17 protein-coding genes and 1 pseudogene are annotated in these 18176 nt (G+C 67.0%); 13 read left to right on the top strand and 5 right to left on the bottom strand.

Features of this window, described 5'->3' with window-relative positions:
* The first annotated feature begins 10 nt into the window (after window positions 1-10).
* From lptM to hslU, 6 genes are all read left to right on the top strand, one after another.
* Window positions 11-262 (top strand): LPS translocon maturation chaperone LptM, encoded by a 252-nt coding sequence (lptM, locus tag VER16_RS16760; RefSeq protein WP_324809867.1) that lies wholly within the window; start codon window positions 11-13, stop codon window positions 260-262.
* Window positions 255-1106, top strand: a complete 852-nt coding sequence (dapF, locus tag VER16_RS16755; RefSeq protein WP_324809864.1) for a diaminopimelate epimerase — start codon at window positions 255-257, stop codon at window positions 1104-1106. The genes lptM and dapF overlap by 8 nt, the downstream gene beginning before the upstream one ends.
* Window positions 1103-1777 (top strand): DUF484 family protein, encoded by a 675-nt coding sequence (locus VER16_RS16750; RefSeq protein WP_324809861.1) that lies wholly within the window; start codon window positions 1103-1105, stop codon window positions 1775-1777. Before dapF ends, VER16_RS16750 begins: the two co-directional genes overlap by 4 nt.
* Before the next feature lie 16 nt (window positions 1778-1793).
* Entirely contained in the window at window positions 1794-2690 is an 897-nt protein-coding gene (gene xerC / locus VER16_RS16745; RefSeq protein WP_324809858.1) for a tyrosine recombinase XerC, read from the top strand.
* An 85-nt stretch (window positions 2691-2775) separates the two neighbouring features.
* Window positions 2776-3327: an ATP-dependent protease subunit HslV gene (gene hslV / locus VER16_RS16740; protein ID WP_079223431.1), complete on the top strand. Its 552-nt coding sequence runs from the start codon at window positions 2776-2778 to the stop codon at window positions 3325-3327.
* Between the two features lie 60 nt (window positions 3328-3387).
* The gene (gene hslU / locus VER16_RS16735) at window positions 3388-4761 is read left to right on the top strand and encodes an ATP-dependent protease ATPase subunit HslU (RefSeq protein ID WP_324809854.1); all 1374 of its coding nucleotides are present in this window, start codon (window positions 3388-3390) and stop codon (window positions 4759-4761) included.
* 148 nt (window positions 4762-4909) lie between these two features.
* Here hslU and VER16_RS16730 read toward each other — a convergent pair whose 3' ends face one another.
* A complete protein-coding gene (locus tag VER16_RS16730) occupies window positions 4910-5563 on the bottom strand; it encodes a TetR family transcriptional regulator (protein ID WP_200733975.1) in 654 nt (217 codons plus the stop codon).
* Between the two features lie 237 nt (window positions 5564-5800).
* Here VER16_RS16730 and smeD point away from each other — a divergent pair, with 237 nt between their 5' ends.
* From smeD to smeF, 3 genes are read left to right on the top strand one after another with little or no spacing between them, the layout of a single operon-like run.
* Window positions 5801-6988 (top strand): multidrug efflux RND transporter periplasmic adaptor subunit SmeD, encoded by a 1188-nt coding sequence (gene smeD / locus VER16_RS16725; RefSeq protein WP_324809848.1) that lies wholly within the window; start codon window positions 5801-5803, stop codon window positions 6986-6988.
* 12 nt (window positions 6989-7000) lie between these two features.
* A complete protein-coding gene (gene smeE / locus VER16_RS16720; RefSeq protein WP_324809846.1) occupies window positions 7001-10180 on the top strand; it encodes a multidrug efflux RND transporter permease subunit SmeE in 3180 nt (1059 codons plus the stop codon).
* The gene (gene smeF / locus VER16_RS16715; RefSeq protein WP_414716062.1) at window positions 10173-11558 is read left to right on the top strand and encodes a multidrug efflux RND transporter outer membrane subunit SmeF; all 1386 of its coding nucleotides are present in this window, start codon (window positions 10173-10175) and stop codon (window positions 11556-11558) included. Before smeE ends, smeF begins: the two co-directional genes overlap by 8 nt.
* 190 nt (window positions 11559-11748) lie before the next feature.
* On the opposite strand, the pseudogene VER16_RS16710 reads toward smeF, so the two are convergent.
* The 4 genes and pseudogenes from VER16_RS16710 to VER16_RS16695 form a co-directional block, all read right to left on the bottom strand.
* A pseudogene (locus VER16_RS16710) lies at window positions 11749-12170 on the bottom strand (low affinity iron permease family protein).
* Between the two features lie 73 nt (window positions 12171-12243).
* Complete coding sequence (locus VER16_RS16705) at window positions 12244-12570, bottom strand: hypothetical protein (protein WP_312736471.1); 327 nt, start codon at window positions 12568-12570, stop codon at window positions 12244-12246.
* A gap of 74 nt (window positions 12571-12644) precedes the next feature.
* On the bottom strand, window positions 12645-12902 hold the full coding sequence (locus tag VER16_RS16700; protein ID WP_324809840.1) for a hypothetical protein: 258 nt from the start codon (window positions 12900-12902) through the stop codon (window positions 12645-12647).
* A gap of 199 nt (window positions 12903-13101) precedes the next feature.
* A complete protein-coding gene (locus VER16_RS16695) occupies window positions 13102-13554 on the bottom strand; it encodes a nucleoside deaminase (protein WP_005411083.1) in 453 nt (150 codons plus the stop codon).
* Between the two features lie 80 nt (window positions 13555-13634).
* Here VER16_RS16695 and ubiE point away from each other — a divergent pair, with 80 nt between their 5' ends.
* The 4 genes from ubiE to VER16_RS16675 all read left to right on the top strand — a co-directional run bounded on the left by ubiE (window position 13635) and on the right by VER16_RS16675 (window position 18128).
* Window positions 13635-14396: a bifunctional demethylmenaquinone methyltransferase/2-methoxy-6-polyprenyl-1,4-benzoquinol methylase UbiE gene (gene ubiE / locus VER16_RS16690; protein WP_324809837.1), complete on the top strand. Its 762-nt coding sequence runs from the start codon at window positions 13635-13637 to the stop codon at window positions 14394-14396.
* Window positions 14397-14685: 289 nt separating this feature from the next.
* On the top strand, window positions 14686-16614 hold the full coding sequence (locus VER16_RS16685) for a M1 family metallopeptidase (protein WP_324809835.1): 1929 nt from the start codon (window positions 14686-14688) through the stop codon (window positions 16612-16614).
* A gap of 162 nt (window positions 16615-16776) precedes the next feature.
* Window positions 16777-17508 carry a hypothetical protein gene (locus VER16_RS16680; protein WP_324809832.1) on the top strand — a complete coding sequence of 244 codons (732 nt, stop codon included), beginning with the start codon at window positions 16777-16779 and terminating at the stop codon, window positions 17506-17508.
* Window positions 17505-18128, top strand: a complete 624-nt coding sequence (locus VER16_RS16675; protein WP_324809830.1) for an HAD family hydrolase — start codon at window positions 17505-17507, stop codon at window positions 18126-18128. The genes VER16_RS16680 and VER16_RS16675 overlap by 4 nt, the downstream gene beginning before the upstream one ends.
* Window positions 18129-18176 lie beyond the last annotated feature (48 nt).

Below are 18176 nucleotides of genomic sequence, written 5' to 3'. Positions count from 1 at the left end.
ACTCGGGCGCATGAAGATCTCCCATCGCAATGCCATCCTGATTCCGCTGGCAGCGGCCTCGCTGCTGTTCCTGTCCGCCTGTGGCAACAAGGGCCCGCTGGTACTGCCGCAGAAGCCGGTGCCGGTGGAAGAGACGGTCGAACCGGCCGTCGCGCCCGAAGCCAGCCCGGAAGCCACGCCCGAAGCGACCCAGCCGACCAGCGACGGCAGCCCCTCGGTCACCCCGGACCCGATCAAGCCGGTGGACGGTGGGAATGAGTAAGGCCAGCTCCACGGCCCTGCGCTTCAGCAAGATGCATGGCGCAGGCAACGATTTCGTAGTGATCGACCTGCGTGACGGTACGCCGCCGCCCACCCCGGAACTGGCCGCGCGCCTGGCCGACCGGCACACGGGCGTGGGCTGCGACCAGATCCTGACCATCGAAGCCCCGCGTGCGGACGGCTCGGTGGCGTCCTACCGGATCTGGAATGCCGACGGTTCCAATTCCGAGCAGTGCGGCAACGGCGCGCGCTGCATCGCCGCCTGGCTGGTGCGCGAGGGCAGTGCCCAGGGCGAGTGCTTTGTGATCGACAGCCCGCTGGCCAGCCACCAGGTGCAGGTGCTGGGCGATGGCCGCTTCTCGGTGGCCATGGGCGTGCCGGCGTTCGAACCGTCCCAGGTGCCGCTGGTGGGCTTTGCCCATCCGCGCGATGAATACCTGATGCCGTTGCAGGGCGAAACCGTGCGCTTCTCGGCCGTGTCGATGGGCAACCCGCACGCGGTCATCGAAGTGGGCCTGATCGATGCTGCGCCGGTCGAGCGCGTCGGCGCGCTGCTGCAGCAGCATGCCTCGTTCCCGCAGTCGGTCAACGTGGGCTTCGCCCAGGTGATGGGCCCGGACCATGCACGCCTGCGCGTGTACGAACGTGGCGTTGGCGAAACCCTGGCCTGCGGCAGTGGTGCCTGCGCCGCCGCCGTCACCCTGATGCAGCGCGGCCGCCTGCAGGGCGATGCGCGCATCAGCCTGCCCGGTGGCGAGCTGCGCATCCAGTGGCCGGGCGAGGGCCAGCCGGTGGTCATGGCCGGCCCGACCGCATTCGTCTTCGAAGGGGAGTGGATCGCATGAGTGAGACCGTCGACAAGCTCGGGGGCCATGACGTCGCTGCGTGGTTGCGGCGCCATCCCGGCTTCCTCAAGCAGTTCCCGGACCTGGCCCTGACCCTGGTGGTGCCGCGCGATGACGGCCCCACCGCGTCGCTGGCCAGCTACCAGCTGGAAGTGCTGCGCGAGAAGAACCGCGAGCTGGCGCGACGCTTGGCCGATCTGGGCGCCACTGCCCAGGTCAACGAGCGGTTGGCGGTGCGCACGCACCAGCTGACCCTGGCCCTGATGAAGCAGGACAACGCCGCTGACACCCTGCGTGCGATGGCCGCCTCGCTGCAGGAAGATTTTGCCGGCGACCTGGTGCGGCTGGTGGTGCACGCGCCGGTGGCCGGGCTGGAACAGGCCGAGTGGCTGCAGGTGATCGCTGCTGATGACGCGCAGCTGGGCCCGTTCCGAGATTGCCTGAACGATGGCGAGCCGATCTGTGGGCGCCTGCAGCCGGAAAAGAACGCGGTGCTGTATGGCGCGCGCAGCGACGAAGTGCAGACCACCGCACTGCTGCCGCTGCCGGGCATCGGCCTGATCGCCGTCGGCAGCCACGACCCCAACCGCTTCTACCCGGGCATGGGCACACTGTTCCTGCGCATGATGGGCGATGCCCTGGTGGCTGGCCTGAAGCGTTTCGAGCGCTGAGCCGGGCCGCACGACCATGAGCGCGGTACAGCAGTTCCTGCAGCACCTGCAGGTGGAACGGCGGATGTCGGCACATACGCTCGATGCCTACCGCCGTGATCTGGATGCGCTGTCGGTGTGGGTGGAACCGCGCGGCGTGGCGGTGGAGGCACTGGATGCCGAGACGCTGCGCCAGTTCGTCGCCGATGAGCATCGTCGCGGGCTGTCGGCCAAGAGCCTGCAGCGCCGCCTGTCGGCCTGCCGCAGCTTCTATGCCTGGCTGCTCAAGCACGGGCGCATCGAAGCAAGCCCGGCCGCAACCCTGAAGGCGCCCCGTGCGCCGCGGCGCCTGCCGCAGGTGCTCGATGCCGATGAAGCGGTGCAGCTGGTCGAACTGGAACCGGAGGGTGACCTCGGCCGCCGCGACCGCGCGCTGCTGGAACTGTTCTATTCCTCCGGCCTGCGCCTGAGCGAAGTGTGTGCGCTGACCTGGCGCGACCTGGATTTCGACAGCGGCCTGGTCAACGTGCTGGGCAAGGGCAACCGCCAGCGCCGGGTGCCGTTCGGGCGGCCCGCGCGCGAAGCGCTGCTGGCCTGGCGCGCGGAAAGTGGCGGCGGCCCGGCCATGCCGGTGTTTCCCGGCCGCAACGGGCCGATCAGCCAGCGTGCGGTGCAGATCCGCATCCGCCAGCTGGCCCAGCGCCAGGGCCTGTTCAAGCACGTGCACCCGCACATGCTGCGGCACAGTTTCGCCAGCCACATCCTGGAATCCTCCGGCGACCTGCGCGGCGTGCAGGAACTGCTCGGTCACGCCGATATCGCCACCACCCAGATCTACACCCACCTGGATTTCCAGCATCTGGCCAAGGTCTACGATGCTGCGCATCCGCGCGCCAAGCGCCGCAGCGGCAACCAGGGCAGCGGGGAAAGCTGAACGTTGGCCCTGCGGCAGGCGGTCGCGGGTGGCTTGAAGGGCGCAGGGCAGTCCCCACCTCTGGTTCTGTCACCCCGGAGGCTCCATGGACCCCAGTCAGAATCCCAATGTTTTCCACGCCACCACCATCGTCTGCGTGCGCCGCGGCGATCACGTGGCCATTGCCGGTGATGGCCAGGTCACCCTCGGCCACACGGTGATGAAGGGCAACGCGCGCAAGGTGCGCCGCCTTGGCCGTGACGGCCAGGTGCTGGCCGGTTTCGCCGGTGCCGCCGCCGATGCCTTCACCCTGTTCGAGCTGTTCGAGGCCAAGCTGGAAAAGCACGGCCAGCTGCAGCGCGCTGCCGTCGAGCTGGCCAAGGACTGGCGTACCGAACGCCGCCTGGGCAAGCTTGAAGCCCTGCTCGCCGTAGCCGACAAGGAAACCTCGCTGATCATCAGCGGCACCGGCGATGTGATCGAGCCGGAGGACGGCATCATCGCCATCGGTTCCGGTGGTTCCTACGCACTGTCGGCCGCCCGCGCGCTGATGGCGCACACCGAACTGGATGCGCGCACGATTGCCAGTGAAGCGATCGGCATCGCTGGTGACATCTGCATCTACACCAACCGCAACGTGGTGGTCGAGGAGCTGTAACGCTCCCCGATCCGCCGGGCATGGCCCGGCGCTACCGACAACGCATTCGTGAGCACATCCATGTCGAAGATCGAAGTTTCCTCCGCCACCATGACCCCGCGCGAGATCGTGCAGGAACTGGACCGGCACATCGTCGGCCAGCACGACGCCAAGCGCGCGGTGGCCATCGCCCTGCGCAACCGCTGGCGCCGCATGCAGCTGGTACCCGAGCTGCGCAATGAAGTGATGCCGAAGAACATCCTGATGATCGGCCCGACCGGTGTCGGCAAGACCGAGATCGCGCGCCGCCTGGCCACCCTGGCCAATGCGCCGTTCGTGAAGGTCGAAGCTACCCGCTTCACCGAAGTCGGCTACGTCGGCAAGGACGTCGAGCAGATCATCCGCGATCTGGCCGATACCGCCGTCAAGCTCTATCGCGAACAGGCCAAGGTGCGCGTGCGTACCCAGGCCGAAGAGCGCGCCGAAGACCGCATCCTCGATGCGCTGCTGCCGCGTCGCAGTGGTGGCATCGGTTTCGATCCGGACGTGGCCCGCAACGAGCCGTCGGCGCAGGACAACGAGACCCGCATCAAGTTCCGCAAGATGCTGCGTAACGGCGAGCTGGATGAGCGCGAGATCGAACTCGACCTGGCCGCCAACGTCAGCATGGACATCATGACCCCGCCGGGCATGGAAGAAATGGGCCAGCAGCTGAAGTCGATGTTCGCCAACCTTGGCGGTGGCGCCAAGGCGCACAAGCGCACGCTGACCATCAAGGCCGCGCGCCCGCTGCTGATCGAGGAAGAAGCCGGCAAGCTGGTCAACGAGGACGACATCCGCACCGCGGCCATCGAAGCCTGCGAACAGCACGGCATCGTTTTCATCGACGAGATCGACAAGGTCGCCAAGCGTGGGGATAACGTGGGCGGTGGCGACGTTTCGCGCGAAGGCGTGCAGCGCGACCTGCTGCCGCTGGTGGAAGGCTCCAACGTGTCCACCAAGTACGGCACGATCAAGACCGACCACATCCTGTTCATTGCTTCGGGCGCGTTCCACCTGGCCAAGCCCAGCGACCTGATCCCGGAACTGCAGGGTCGCTTCCCGATCCGCGTGGAACTGGGCGCACTGAGCAAGAACGACTTCGTGCGCATCCTGACCGAACCGAAGGCCGCGCTGACCAAGCAGTACGAAGCGCTGCTGGCCACCGAGGGCGTCAAGGTCAGCTTCACCGCCGATGCCATCGACCGCCTGGCCGAGATCGCTTTCCTGGTGAACGAGCGCCAGGAAAACATCGGCGCCCGCCGCCTGCACACGGTGCTGGAGCGCCTGCTGGATTCGTTGAGCTATGAAGCGCCGGATCGTGACGGTGAAACCCTGGCCATCGACAGCGCCTACGTCGATTCCCATCTGGGTGAACTGGTGCAGGACCCGGACCTGAGCCGCTACATCCTGTAACACCGGAAGGGGTCGGATCCCTCGCGCCAGCGAGGGCGCTGACCCCGTATGCATGCCAACCAAGGTTGGCATCTACCGCCATGCGAGGCCGCCGAAAGGCGGCCTTTTTCATGGGGTCGGATTCCTCGCGAAGGCGAGGGCGCCGACCCTACGGCAGCGGCTCGGGAATCGAACCCGGCACGAACACGCCTTCCTTCACGTAGGCGGCCAGGGTCATGTCCAGCGCGAGCATGCCGTCGCGCTTTAGGTCCATCAGTTCCGGTTCGACCATCGCCCCGTGCAGCACGCCCAGCACGGTGGCGTGCAGCATGCGCGCGGCGATCTTCGGGTCGGCGCCGTCGCGCAGCTGGCCCAGGTCCTGCGCACGGCGCAGGGCGCGCTCCATCCGGTCCAGTGCATCGCGGAAGCCGGACTGCTGCAGCTCGGCCAGCGCCCGGCTTTCCGACGAGGCATCGCTGCGCAGCATGATTTCCATGGTCTTGCGCAGGCGTTCGTCCTCGGACAGTTCGATGAACGAGTAGATCATCACCGCGCGCAGGTCGTGGATCGGCGTGCGCCGCTCGTCGCTGGAGGTGCGCTCCAGTTCCTGCATGAAGGGCAGGTGCACCCGCTGGATGATCGCGGCCAGCACCTCGGTCTTGTTCTTGAAGTGCCAGTAGACCGCGCCCCGGGTGTAGCCGGCACGCGCGCCGATCATCTCCAGCGTGGTCCGCGCCACGCCGTGTTCATGGAAGCAGGCCTCGGCCGCATCAAGGATGCCTTCGCGGGTTGCCTGGGTGTCTTCTTTGGTCTTGCGCGCCATGGGTCGGGGGAGTGGGTACCAGTGCCGGTGAAACCAGCCTGAATTGTACCGCTTTACAAACAAACAAGCATGTATGTATATTTCGCTCCCATGCTCCCCGTCGTGTACGCGCGCCTGCTGATGCCTGCGCCGTGCGCGGGGATGCCTGCCCGCTGCGACAACCGCGCCCCAGGACCGGGATGCGGCTGCGTATCACGGCAAGCTGAGAATCTTTTCCCTTCCCCGAGCCCCAGCCCCATGCCCCTGACCCGAATCCGCCCCTTCCTGCTGTCGCTGGCCATCGCCGCGACCGTGGCCGCCTGCGGTGGCCAACCCGAACAGCCCCAGCAAGGCCCCGGCCAGGTGACCGTGGTCACGCTGAAGTCGGAAAGCGTGGGCCTGACCCGCGAGCTGCCGGGCCGCACCAATGCCTTCCTGGTCGCCGAAGTGCGGCCGCAGGTCAGCGGCATCGTCGCCAAGCGCCTGTTCACCGAAGGTGGCCTGGTGAAGGAAGGGCAGCCGCTGTACCAGATCGAGGACGCCAGCTACCGCGCCCAGGCCAACAGCGCCCGCGCCCAGCTGGCCCGCGCCGAAGCCACCGCCAACGCCGCGCGCCTGAGCGCCAGGCGCATCACCGAGCTGGCCAAGGTCGATGCGGTCAGCCAGCAGGATCTGGAAAACGCCGTGGCCGCGCAGAAGCAGGCCGAGGCCGATGTCGGTGCCGCCAAGGCTGCGCTGGACGCGGCCAACGTCACCCTCGGCTACGCGCGCATCACCGCGCCGATCAGCGGCCGCATCGGCAAATCCAGCGTCACCCAGGGTGCGCTGGTCAGCGTCGGCCAGGCCGATGCACTGGCCACCGTGCAGCAGCTCACCCCGATCTACGTCGACCTGACCCAGTCCTCGGCCGAGCTGCTGCAGCTGCGCCGCGAACTGGCCGCCGGCCGCCTGCAGGACAACCAGACCCTGCCGGTCACCATCCTGCTGGAAGACGGCAGCGAGTTCCCGCACAAGGGCGCGCTGGAGTTCTCCGAAGTGAGCGTGGACCCGACCACCGGCAGCTACGCGCTGCGGGTGAAGGTGGACAACCCCGAAGGCCTGCTGATGCCGGGCATGTACGTGCGCGCGGTGATCGGTGGCGGCGTGCGCGCCGATGCCGTGCTGGTGCCGATGCAGGGCATCGCCCGCGACGCCAAGGGCGATACCAGCGCCATGGTGGTCGGCAAGGACAACAAGGTGGAAGTGCGCCCGGTGAAGGTCAGCCGCGCGCTGGCCGACAAGTGGCTGGTCGAGGACGGCCTGCAGCCGGGTGACAAGGTCATCGTCGAAGGCCTGCAGAAGATCGGCCCCGGCATGCCCGTGCAGGCCACCGAGAAGGGCGCCGCCCCGGCACAGCCGGGCGCTGCCCCCACGCCTGCCGCCCAGCCGGCCGGCGACGCGAAGTAAGCGGAGAATTCCATGGCACGTTTTTTCATTGATCGACCCATCTTCGCGTGGGTGATCGCCATCATCATCATGCTGGCCGGTGCGCTGGCGGTGGTGAAGCTGCCGGTGTCGATGTATCCCGAGGTCGCCCCGCCGGCCGTCGAGATCAGCGCCACCTACCCGGGTGCATCGGCCAAGGTGGTCGAGGACTCGGTGACGCAGATCATCGAGCAGAACATGAAGGGCCTTGATGGCCTGATCTACTTCTCCTCCAACAGCTCGGCCAACGGCCAGGCCACCATCACCCTCACCTTCGAAGCCGGTACCAACCCGGACATCGCCCAGGTGCAGGTGCAGAACAAGCTGCAGCTGGCCATGCCGCTGCTGCCGCAGGAAGTGCAGCGGCAGGGCATCAACGTGGCCAAGTCCAGCAGCGGCTTCCTGCAGGTCATCGGCTTCGTGTCCAACGACGGCAGCATGGATGCCAACGACATCGCCGACTACGTGGGTTCCAACATCGTCGACACGCTCAGCCGCGTGCCGGGCGTGGGCAACATCCAGGTGTTCGGTGGCAAGTACGCCATGCGCATCTGGCTGGACCCGAACAAGCTGCACACCTACAAGCTGTCGGTCGATGAAGTGACCGCAGCGATCACCGCGCAGAACGCACAGGTGGCCATCGGCCAGCTGGGTGGTGCGCCGTCGGTGAAGGGCCAGCAGCTCAACGCCACCATCAACGCGCAGGACCGCCTGCAGACCCCGGAACAGTTCCGCAACATCCTGGTGCGTGGCGGCACCGATGGCAGCGAGCTGCGCCTGGGCGATGTCGCCCGTGTCGAACTGGGTGCGGAAAGCTACGACTTCGTCACCCGCTACAACGGCAAGCCATCCACCGGCATCGCCATCACCCTGGCCACCGGCGCCAACGCGCTGGAGACCGCCGAGGGCGTGCGCACCGCACTGGATGACATGAAGGCCAGCTTCCCGGCCGGCCTGGAAACCGTCGTGCCGTACGACACCACGCCGTTCGTGCAGGTCTCGATCAAGGGTGTCATCAAGACCCTGATCGAAGCCATCGTGCTGGTGTTCGTGGTGATGTACCTGTTCCTGCAGAACTTCCGCGCCACCCTGATCCCGACCATCGCCGTGCCGGTGGTGCTGCTGGGTACCTTTGGCGTGCTGGCCGCGCTGGGCTTCTCCATCAACATGCTGACGATGTTCGCCATGGTGCTGGCCATCGGCCTGCTGGTGGACGACGCCATCGTGGTGGTGGAGAACGTCGAGCGCATCATGTCCGAAGAGGGCCTGTCGCCCCTGGAAGCCACCCGCAAGTCGATGGGCCAGATCACCGGCGCGCTGGTGGGTATCGGCCTGGTGCTGTCGGCGGTGTTCGTGCCGATGGCCTTCATGAGCGGTTCGACCGGCATCATCTACCGCCAGTTCTCGGCCACGATTGTCTCGGCCATGGCGTTGTCGGTGCTGGTGGCCATCGTGCTGACCCCGGCGCTGTGCGCGACCATGCTCAAGCCGCTGAAGAAGGGCGAGCACCACGTCGCCCACACGGGCCTGCTGGGTCGTTTCTTCAATGGCTTCAACCGTGGCTTCGACCGTTCCAGCGAAACCTACCAGCGCGGCGTGAAGGGCATCATCCATCGCCCGTGGCGCTTCATGGGCATCTTCGTGGCGCTGGCCGTGGTGATGGGCGTGCTGTTCGCGCGCCTGCCCAGCTCGTTCCTGCCCAATGAAGACCAGGGCATCATGATGGCGCTGGTGCAGACCCCGGTCGGTGCCACCCAGGAACGCACGCTGGAAGCGATGGCCAAGCTGGAAGACCACTTCCTGAAGAACGAAGCCGACGCCGTCGAATCGATTTTCGCCGTGCAGGGCTTCAGCTTCGCCGGCATGGGCCAGAATGCGGGCATGGCCTTCGTCAAGCTGAAGGACTGGAAGGAGCGCGATGCCGACCACAGCGTCGGTGCGATCACCGGGCGTGCGATGGGCGCGCTGGGCCAGATCAAGGATGCCTTCATCTTCGCCTTCCCGCCGCCGGCCATGCCGGAGCTGGGCATCGGTTCGGGCTACACCTTCTTCCTGAAGGACACCAGCGGCAAGGGCCATGACGCCCTGCTGGCCGCACGCAACCAGCTGCTGGGTGCGGCTGGGCAGAGCAAGCTGCTGGCCAACGTGCGCCCCAACGGCCAGGAAGACACCCCGCAGCTGCGCATCGACGTGGACGTGGAGAAGGCCAACGCCCTGGGCCTGTCGGTCAGCTCGATCAACAACACCCTGGCCGCGGCGTGGGGCAGCAGCTACATCGATGACTTCATCGACCGTGGCCGCGTCAAGCGCGTGTACGTGATGGCCGATGCACCGTTCCGCATGAATCCGGACGACTTCAACGTCTGGTCGGTGAAGAACGGGCAGGGCGAGATGGTGCCGTTCAGTGCCTTCGCCACCAAGCGCTGGGATTACGGTTCGCCGCGCCTGGAACGCTACAACGGCGTGTCGGCGATGGAAATCCAGGGCGAACCGGCAGCCGGCGTTGCCTCCGGTGATGCCATGGCCGAGATCGAGCGCATCGCCAAGGACCTGCCGCCGGGCTTCGAGATCGAATGGACCGCGCTGTCCTACCAGGAACGCCAGGCCGGTTCACAGACGCCGCTGCTGTACACGCTGTCGCTGCTGATCGTGTTCCTGTGCCTTGCTGCCCTGTATGAAAGCTGGAGCGTGCCGACCTCGGTACTGCTGGTGGCGCCGCTGGGTATTCTCGGCGCGGTGCTGGCCAACACCTTCCGCGGCATGGAGCGCGACATCTACTTCCAGGTGGCGATGCTGACCACGGTGGGCCTGACCAGCAAGAACGCGATCCTGATCGTCGAATTCGCCAAGGAAAACCTGGAGAAGGGCGCGGGCCTGATCGAAGCGACGATGCACGCGGTCCGCGACCGCCTGCGCCCGATCATCATGACCTCGCTGGCGTTCGGCCTGGGCGTGCTGCCGCTGGCCATCGCCTCCGGTGCGGGTTCCGGTGCGCAGCGCGCCATCGGTACCGGCGTGCTGGGCGGCATGCTGGTGGGCACCGTGATGGGCGTGTTCTTCATCCCGCTGTTCTTCGTGGTGGTGCAGCGCGTGTTCAACCGCAACAAGGGCAACGGAGGTGGCACGCCGCCGGCTCCGCGCGATGACGCTGCCCATGGAGGTTCCCATGAATAAGACCCCCTTGCTGCTGGCGCTCGTCGCCAGCCTGGGCCTGGCTGGCTGTTCCACCCTGGCGCCGAAGAACACCGCCGTTGCCCCGGCCATTCCATCGCAGTGGCCGGCCGAAGCCAGCCAGGGCGAAGTGACCGATGTTGCGGCACTGGGCTGGCGCGACTTCTTCACCGATGAACGCCTGCAGCAGGTGATCGGCCAGGCGCTGGACAACAACCGCGACCTGCGCGTGGCGGTGTTGAACGTGGAAAAGGCACGCGGCCAGTACCGCGTGCAGCGCGCCGACCGCGTGCCCGGCCTGGCCGCCACCGGCCAGATGGAACGGCAGGGCAGCAATGCCGGCGTCACCGAGCAGTTCACCGCCGGCGTCGGGGTGGCCGACTTCGAGCTGGATCTGTTCGGCCGCGTGCGCAACCTCAGCGAGTCTGCCCTGCAGCAGTACTTTGCCGTGGCTGCCAACCGCCGCAACGCGCAGCTGAGCCTGGTGGCCGAGACCGCCACCGCGTGGCTGACCTACGGTGCCGACGCGCAGCAGCTGAAGATCTCCGAGGCCACGCTGAAGACCTATGAGGATTCGCTGCGCCTGGCCGAGGCCCGCCACGAACGTGGCGGCAGCTCCGGGCTGGAGCTGAGCCAGACCCGTACGCTGGTGGAAACCGCGCGTACCGATGCCGCCCGCCTGCGCGGGCAGCTGGCCCAGGACCGCAACGCGCTTGCGCTGCTGGCCGGTGGCCAGGTCGATGCGGACCTGCTGCCGGACAGCATCGAACCGCAGCTGCTTGCCCTGGCCCCGCCGCCGGCCGGCCTGCCCAGCGACGTGCTGCTGCAGCGTCCGGACATCATGGCCGCCGAACACCAGCTGCTGGCGGCCAACGCCAACATCGGTGCCGCGCGTGCCGCGTTCTTCCCCAGCATCACCCTGACCGGCAGCATCGGCAGCGGCTCGGGCGAACTGTCCAACCTGTTCGACAGCGGCACCCGCGTGTGGAGCTTCCTGCCGAAGATCACGTTGCCGATCTTCCAGGGCGGCAAGCTGCGCGCGAACCTGGCGGTGGCCAATGCGGACCGCGATATCGCCCTGGCGCAGTATGAAAAGGCGATCCAGAGCGGTTTCCGCGAAACCTCCGACGCGCTGGCGCTGAATGTCAGCCTGGACGAGCAGGTGAGCGCGCAGCAGCGTCTGGTGGATGCAGCCGAAACGGCCAACCGCCTGTCGCAGGCCCGCTATGACGCCGGCCTGGACAGCTTCGTGACTCTGCTGGACGCACGCCGCACCGCCTACAGCGCGCAGCAGGCGCGCCTGCAGACCGAGCTGGCCCAGCAGGCCAACCGCATCACCCTGTACAAGGTGCTGGGCGGCGGCTGGCACGAACGCGGGTAAACCCTGCGTCTGGTGAATGGGCCGAAACCCCGTTTCGGGTGAATGGGCGGAAACCCCGCCTCTGGTGAATGGGCCGAAACCTCGCCTCTGGTAGGTGCCAACCTTGGTTGGCACGAATCGGGCACGTGCATGCGATCAACATGCCAGCCAAGGTTGGCATCTACCAGGGACGGGGTCGCAGGCAGGCGCGTCAAACTGCCTCATCATCGCGCGGTGCGGCGCGGCAGGAACGAACCCGCGCCAACGCGTCGCCGGCCTCGCGGGCCATGCGCTCGTACTCGGCACGGATCTCCTCCAGCCGCTCCTCGTCCATCTCTTCCAGGTCCAGCAGCTCGTTGTTGGCCTCGGCCGTGGCGCGGATCAGCTCGTCCAGCTTGATCTGCATCGCGGCCGTATCCGAGTTCTGCGTGTGCTGGATCAGGAACACCATCAGGAAGGTGATGATGGTGGTGCCGGTGTTGATGACCAGCTGCCAGGTATCGTTGAAGCCGAAGATGGTCCGCTCAGGCCCCATACCACCACGATACCCACCGCAGCCAGGAAGGTCCACGGCGAGCCGGTGGCGGCCGCGGCCTTCTTGGCGATCGTGTTGAACAGGTTCCTTGCTTTCATCGTCGTCATTCCACCCGGGTGACGAAGATGATCGGCAGCGGCGCGTGCACGGACCGTGCAGCCGCGCAGGGACTCAGGCGCGCAGGCGCGGGGCGTCCTGCAGGCGTACGCGGCTGGTCTGGTAGACGTGCTGCCAGCAGCGGTCGACGAACTCGCGGGCCTGCGATTCAGTCAGGCGCGGCATGATCTGCAGGGCGTACTGGGTCTGGAACGTTTCATCGCGCTCGGCATTGCTGGCACGTGGCTGGGTAATCAACGAATCGCAGGCGAACTTGATCCACGGCACGTAGGAGCCGAACGAGTTGTGCGGCAACGCGCCGTCGGCGTGCTGCCGACGCCAGTGATCGAGTTCAGCATCAACGTCGATGACCGGTGGGATGGCGGGGACTTCAGCGTGCATGGCATTCCAGTTCGGTTGGGGTGGCAGGGAGTGGGGGTTCATCGCAGTGTGCGTATGTGCCGGTGCATGCAGCGTCAGCGCGGTGTGCAGCCGGTGTTGCCATCGATCAGCTGTGCGTGTTCAACGGCACCGAGGTCTTCGGCCATGTCGGCCATCGCGTTGCACAGGCGCACGCGGTCACGCGGATGGTCGCGGGTGATTTCCTGCTGCATGTCCTGGAAAGCGGCCCAGAACGGCGCGCCACGGCGATGCAGCGCGAACTGCTGCGTCAATCGGTCGCGGATGCCGGCGAGGGCCGGGTCGGGCAGGGGAGGTACGGCGTGCACGCTCATCGGCTTGCTCCGCCGGGACAAGGGGGCCCCGGTGATGCCACCGTAGGCGCGTCATGCGAAGGGGGTGTCAGCGGCGCGTGTGCGGGTTATCCAGCTGACTGTGCGCCAGTGCCCAGTAGCGCCCGCAGATGCAGCCGGCACAAGGCAGTGCCGGCGCTGAAGAATTCATGTTGCTGGATGAAGTACCGCGCCGGAGGGCTTATTCGCCGATGTCTTCGTTCCAGATTTCCGGATGTTGCGCAATGAAGCCACCCAGCAGGTCCACGCATTCCTGGCTGTCCAGGTCGATCACGTTGACGCCGTTTTCGCGCAGCCAGTCGATGCCGCCCTGGAAGGTGCGCGACTCGCCCACCACCACGGTGCCGATGTTGAACTGGCGCACCAGGCCCGAGCAGTACCAGCACGGCGCCAGGGTGGTGACCATGATGGTGTCCTGGTAACGGCGCTGGCGGCCGGCCTTGCGGAAGGCATCGGTTTCGCCGTGCACGGACGGATCGCCTTCCTGCACGCGGCGGTTGTGGCCGCAGCCGAGCAGGCGGCCGTCGTTGTGGTACAGCGCCGCGCCGATCGGCACGCCGCCCTCGGCCAGGCCCTGGCGGGCTTCGGCGATGGCGGTCTGCAGCAGGGCCTGGTAGTCGGGCGTGGTGATCATGCGGGGCTCCGGTGGGTCATGGGCCGCCATGATAAGGCCCGGTTACCCCGCAGCGGCCCCGGCGGTGCGATAATCAGCGCATGAGCGAATCCCCCTACAAATCCGGTACCACCCATTTCGGGTTCCGCGACGTGGCCGCCAAGGACAAGCAGAAGCTTGTCGGCGAGGTGTTCACCTCGGTCGCGCGCAACTACGACCTGATGAACGACCTGATGAGCCTCGGCGTGCACCGGGCCTGGAAGCGCTATTACGTGGCCACCGCGCAGGTGAAGCCGGGTGACCGCGTGCTCGACCTGGCCGGCGGCACCGGTGACATCGCCGCCCTGCTGAAGGAGCGCGTCGGCGCCGGGGGCTCGGTGGTGCTGGGCGACATCAACGCCGGCATGCTTTCGGTCGGCCGTGACCGCCTGACCAACCGGGGCCTGGTGCTGGGCCTGGACTACGTGCAGTGCAACGCCGAAGCCCTGCCGTTCCCGGACAACAGCTTCGACCTGGTCACCATCGCCTTCGGCCTGCGCAACGTGACCGACAAGGACGCCGGCCTGCGCGAGATGTACCGCGTGCTGAAGGTAGGCGGGCAGGCCCGCGTGCTGGAGTTCTCCGAAGTCACTGCCGACTGGTTCAAGCCGATCTACGACTTCCACTCGTTCAGGATCCTGCCCAAGCTGGGCAAGCTGTTCGCCAATGATTCGGACAGCTACCAGTACCTGGCCGAGAGCATCCGCAAGCACCCGCCGCAGGAAGAGCTGAAGGCGATGATGGGGCAGGCCGGTTTCGAGCGCTGCCACTACAAGAACCTGACCGGCGGCATCGTCTCGATCCACTCCGGCTACAAGCTGTAATTCCTGCTCTGGCAGGTGCCGACCTTGGTCGGCACAGGCCCCGCAGCGGCCCTCCGCTCTGGTAGGTGCCGACCTTGGTCGGCACGTGCCTGCCGCATGCGTGGATGGATCCGTGCCAACCAAGGTTGGCACCTACCGGGCGCGGGTGGCACCTACCGGTGGCGAGTGGCACCCACCGGGCGCGGGTGGCACCTACCGGTGGCGGTTGGCACCCATCGGGGGCGAGGGGCACCCTCCGGGCCGGGGGCGAGGTACCATTGGGGTTTGATCCCCGTAACGGTCCCGATTCATGCGTAATCCGCTGATGCTCCTTCCGCTGGCCGTGGCCCTGGCCGCCGGCTGCTCCCAGGAGGCGGCCGCGCCCGCCGCCGCCCCGACTGCCGAAAAGGCCCCCGCCGCCCCCGTGAACGCCGAGAACCGCAGCCACGACGAAAGCTCGTACGCCGAGCCGGACAAGGTCGTCATCAAGGACATCGCGCTGGATCTGAAGCTGGACTTCGACCAGAAGCAGATCGGCGGCACCGCTACCTACACCCTGGAATGGAAGCAGAAGGACGCGCAGCAGCTGGTGCTCGACACCCGTGAGCTGAGCGTGTCCAAGGTCGAGGCCATCGCCGCCGATGGCGCGCGCAGTGAACTGAAGTTCGCCCTGGCCCCGGTCGACAAGGTGTTCGGCAGCAAGCTGACCATCGAAGCGCCGCAGCAGCCGGCCAAGGTCGAAGTGACCTACCACACCGCACCGACCGCCTCGGGCCTGCAGTGGCTGGAGCCGTCGATGACCGAGGGCAAGAAGCTGCCCTTCATGTTCAGCCAGTCGCAGGCCATCCACGCCCGTTCCTGGGTGCCGCTGCAGGACACCCCGAGCGTGCGCTTCACCTACAGCGCGCACGTGACCTCGCGCCCGGACGTGATGGTGCTGATGAGCGCCGACAACGACCCCAAGGCCGCGCGTGACGGTGACTACACCTTCAAGATGCCGCAGCCGATCCCGTCCTACCTGCTGGCCATCGCTGCCGGTGATCTGGTGTTCGAGCCGATTTCCGGCCGCTCCGGCGTCTGGGCCGAGCCGACCATGGTCAACAAGGCCGCCAAGGAATTCGAAGACACCGAGAAGATGATCGGTGCCGCCGAAAAGCTGTACGGCGAATACCGCTGGGGCCGCTACGACATGCTGGTGCTGCCGCCGTCGTTCCCGTTCGGCGGCATGGAAAACCCGCGCCTGACCTTCGCCACCCCGACCGTGATCGTTGGCGACAAGTCGCTGGTCTCGCTGGTCGCCCACGAACTGGCGCACAGCTGGTCGGGCAACCTGGTGACCAACGCCAGCTGGAAGGACATCTGGCTCAATGAAGGCTTCACCACCTACGTCCAGGGCCGCATCACCGAAGCCCTGTACGGCAAGGAGATGGCCGAGATGGAGAAGCAGATCGACCAGACCGACCTGCTGGCCGAAGTGAAGGACATGAGCCCGGCCGACCAGGCCCTGGCGCTGCCGCCGCTGAACGAGCGTGACCCCGACGAAGCCCTCAGCCAGGTCGCCTACGTCAAGGGTTCGTGGTTCCTGGAGTTCCTGGAACAGCGCTTCGGCCGCGAGACCTTCGATCCGTTCCTGCGCGGCTGGTTCGATGACCATGCCTTCCAGAGCGCCAACACCGACCAGTTCGTCGACTACCTGAAGAAGAACCTGCTGCCGAAGAATCCCTCGGCGGTGAGCGAGGCCGAGCTGAGGGCATGGCTGGACGAGCCGGGCATCCCGTCGTTCGCCACCAAGGCCCAGTCGCGCAACTTCAGCAGCGTCGATGCCGCGCGCATCGCGTTCTCCGGTGCGGGCAGCCTGCCGGCCAACCAGGTCACCGCCGAGTGGGGCACCCAGGAATGGGTCCGCTTCATCGACGGCCTGGGCACCACTCTGCCGCTGGACAAGCTGGCCGCGCTGGACAAGGCCTACCACTTCACCGGCACCGCCAATGGCGAAATCGCCATGCGCTGGTACCCGCTGGCCATCCGCAGCGGCTACGAGCAGGCCAATGAGGCGGCTGCGGCGTTCATCGAGCGTGTCGGCCGTCGCAAGCTGATCATGCCGATCTACGCCGAACTGGTGAAGACCCCGAAGGGTCTGGAGCTGGCCAAGGAGGCCTTCGAGAAGGCCAAGCCGGGCTACCACCCGATCACCACGGGCTCGGTGCAGGACATGCTGTCCAAGGCTGAAGCCAAGTAAGAAAAACGCGCCGGGCATCCCCCGGCGCTTTTTTTGCAGCGTCGAGCCCTGCTCGACTGCTGTTGCTCCACGCTTCGGTAGAGTCGAGCTTGCTCGACTGCTGTTGACGTGCCAGTCGAGCAAGCTCGACTCTACAGAAAGGCACCCGCAAAGGACTTCCGCATGAAACGACTGATCCTGATCACCGCCTGCGCCCTGGCCCTGGCCGCCTGCAGCAACCCCGAGGAAGAGCGCAAGGCGCAGGAGGCCGCCGCTGCCGCCGCCCAGGCGCAGAAGGAAGCCAAGGCCGAGGACGTCGCCAAGCAGTACGACACGGCTGTGGCCGCACAGGACTGGGAGCGGGCGCGCATCCACGGTGGTTCGCTGCTGGACCAGTACAAGGACACTGCCGCGGCCGAGCGCATCGCTGCCGGCTTCGATGAGGTGAAGGCAAAGGCCGATGCCGCGCGCGACCTGCGCCGCATGCAGGCGCTGTGGCAGTACAACGAGATTCCGGTCGGCAGCAAGGGCAAGCAGCTCTCGGCCACCATCTACAGCAAGGAACGGGTGGATGTGGACGGCAGCGGTGCCAAGCCGGTGCAGCTGGTGTTCCGCGACCATCCCGAGTGGAAGCGCCACGCCTACCTGGTGCTGCAGGCCGGTGATTTCCGCTGCCCGCAGTGCACGGTGAAGGTGACCGTGGACGATGGCAAGCCGATCTCGATGGCGGCCTGGCGGCCGAAGACCGACGAGGCCATCGCCATGTTCATCACCGACCAGAAGGCGCTGTGGAAGCTGGCGCAGAAGGGCAGGTCGATCAGCATCGAGTTCCCGGTGAAGGCCGGTGGCACCCGCACGGCCGTGTTCGAGACCGGCGGCGTGGACACCAGCCGCATGCCGCAGTGGTGGAAGTGACGGCCACTGCCGTGGTCGCGCCGGCACTGTCGGCCGTGCGCCACTGGGTGTTCGACATGGATGGCACGCTGACCGTGGCCATGCATGATTTCGAGCGCATCAAGCGTGAGCTGGGCATCCCGCCCAGCGCGGACATCCTCGTGCACCTGGCGGGCCTGCCGGGTGCGGAGGCGGCGCGCAAGCACGCCTGGCTGCTGGCCCACGAGCGTGATCTGGCCGAAGCCGCGCTGCCGGCGCCGGGCGCGGTCGAGCTGCTGCGCGCGCTGGCCGCGGCGGGCTGCCAGCTGGGCATCCTGACCCGCAACGACCATGCGTTGGCGAAGCTGACGCTGGACGCGATCGGGGTAGGGGATCTGTTTGCTGATCGCTGCATCATCGGCCGCGATGAAGCGGTGCCGAAGCCGTCACCCGACGGTGTGCAGGAGCACCTGCGGCGCTGGGGCATCGGTGCCGAAGCGGTGGTGATGGTGGGTGACCACGCCTACGACCTGGACTGTGGCCGCGCCGCCGGTGCGCGCACCGTGCTGGTCAACCTGCCCGACAACCCGTGGCCGGGCCGCGCGGATTGGCATTTCGCCGATTGCCGCGCGTTGTTGGCCGCCTGGCAGCAGAACGGGTAGCGCCGGGCCATGCCCGGTGGGTAGTGCCGGCCGCTGGCCGGCAGTGTC

Source organism: Stenotrophomonas sp. (assembly GCF_035634915.1).
In the GTDB taxonomy this organism is placed as follows: domain Bacteria; phylum Pseudomonadota; class Gammaproteobacteria; order Xanthomonadales; family Xanthomonadaceae; genus Stenotrophomonas.
Note: the sequence above shows the minus strand (reverse complement) of the source record. Positions and strands in the feature narration are given on the sequence as shown.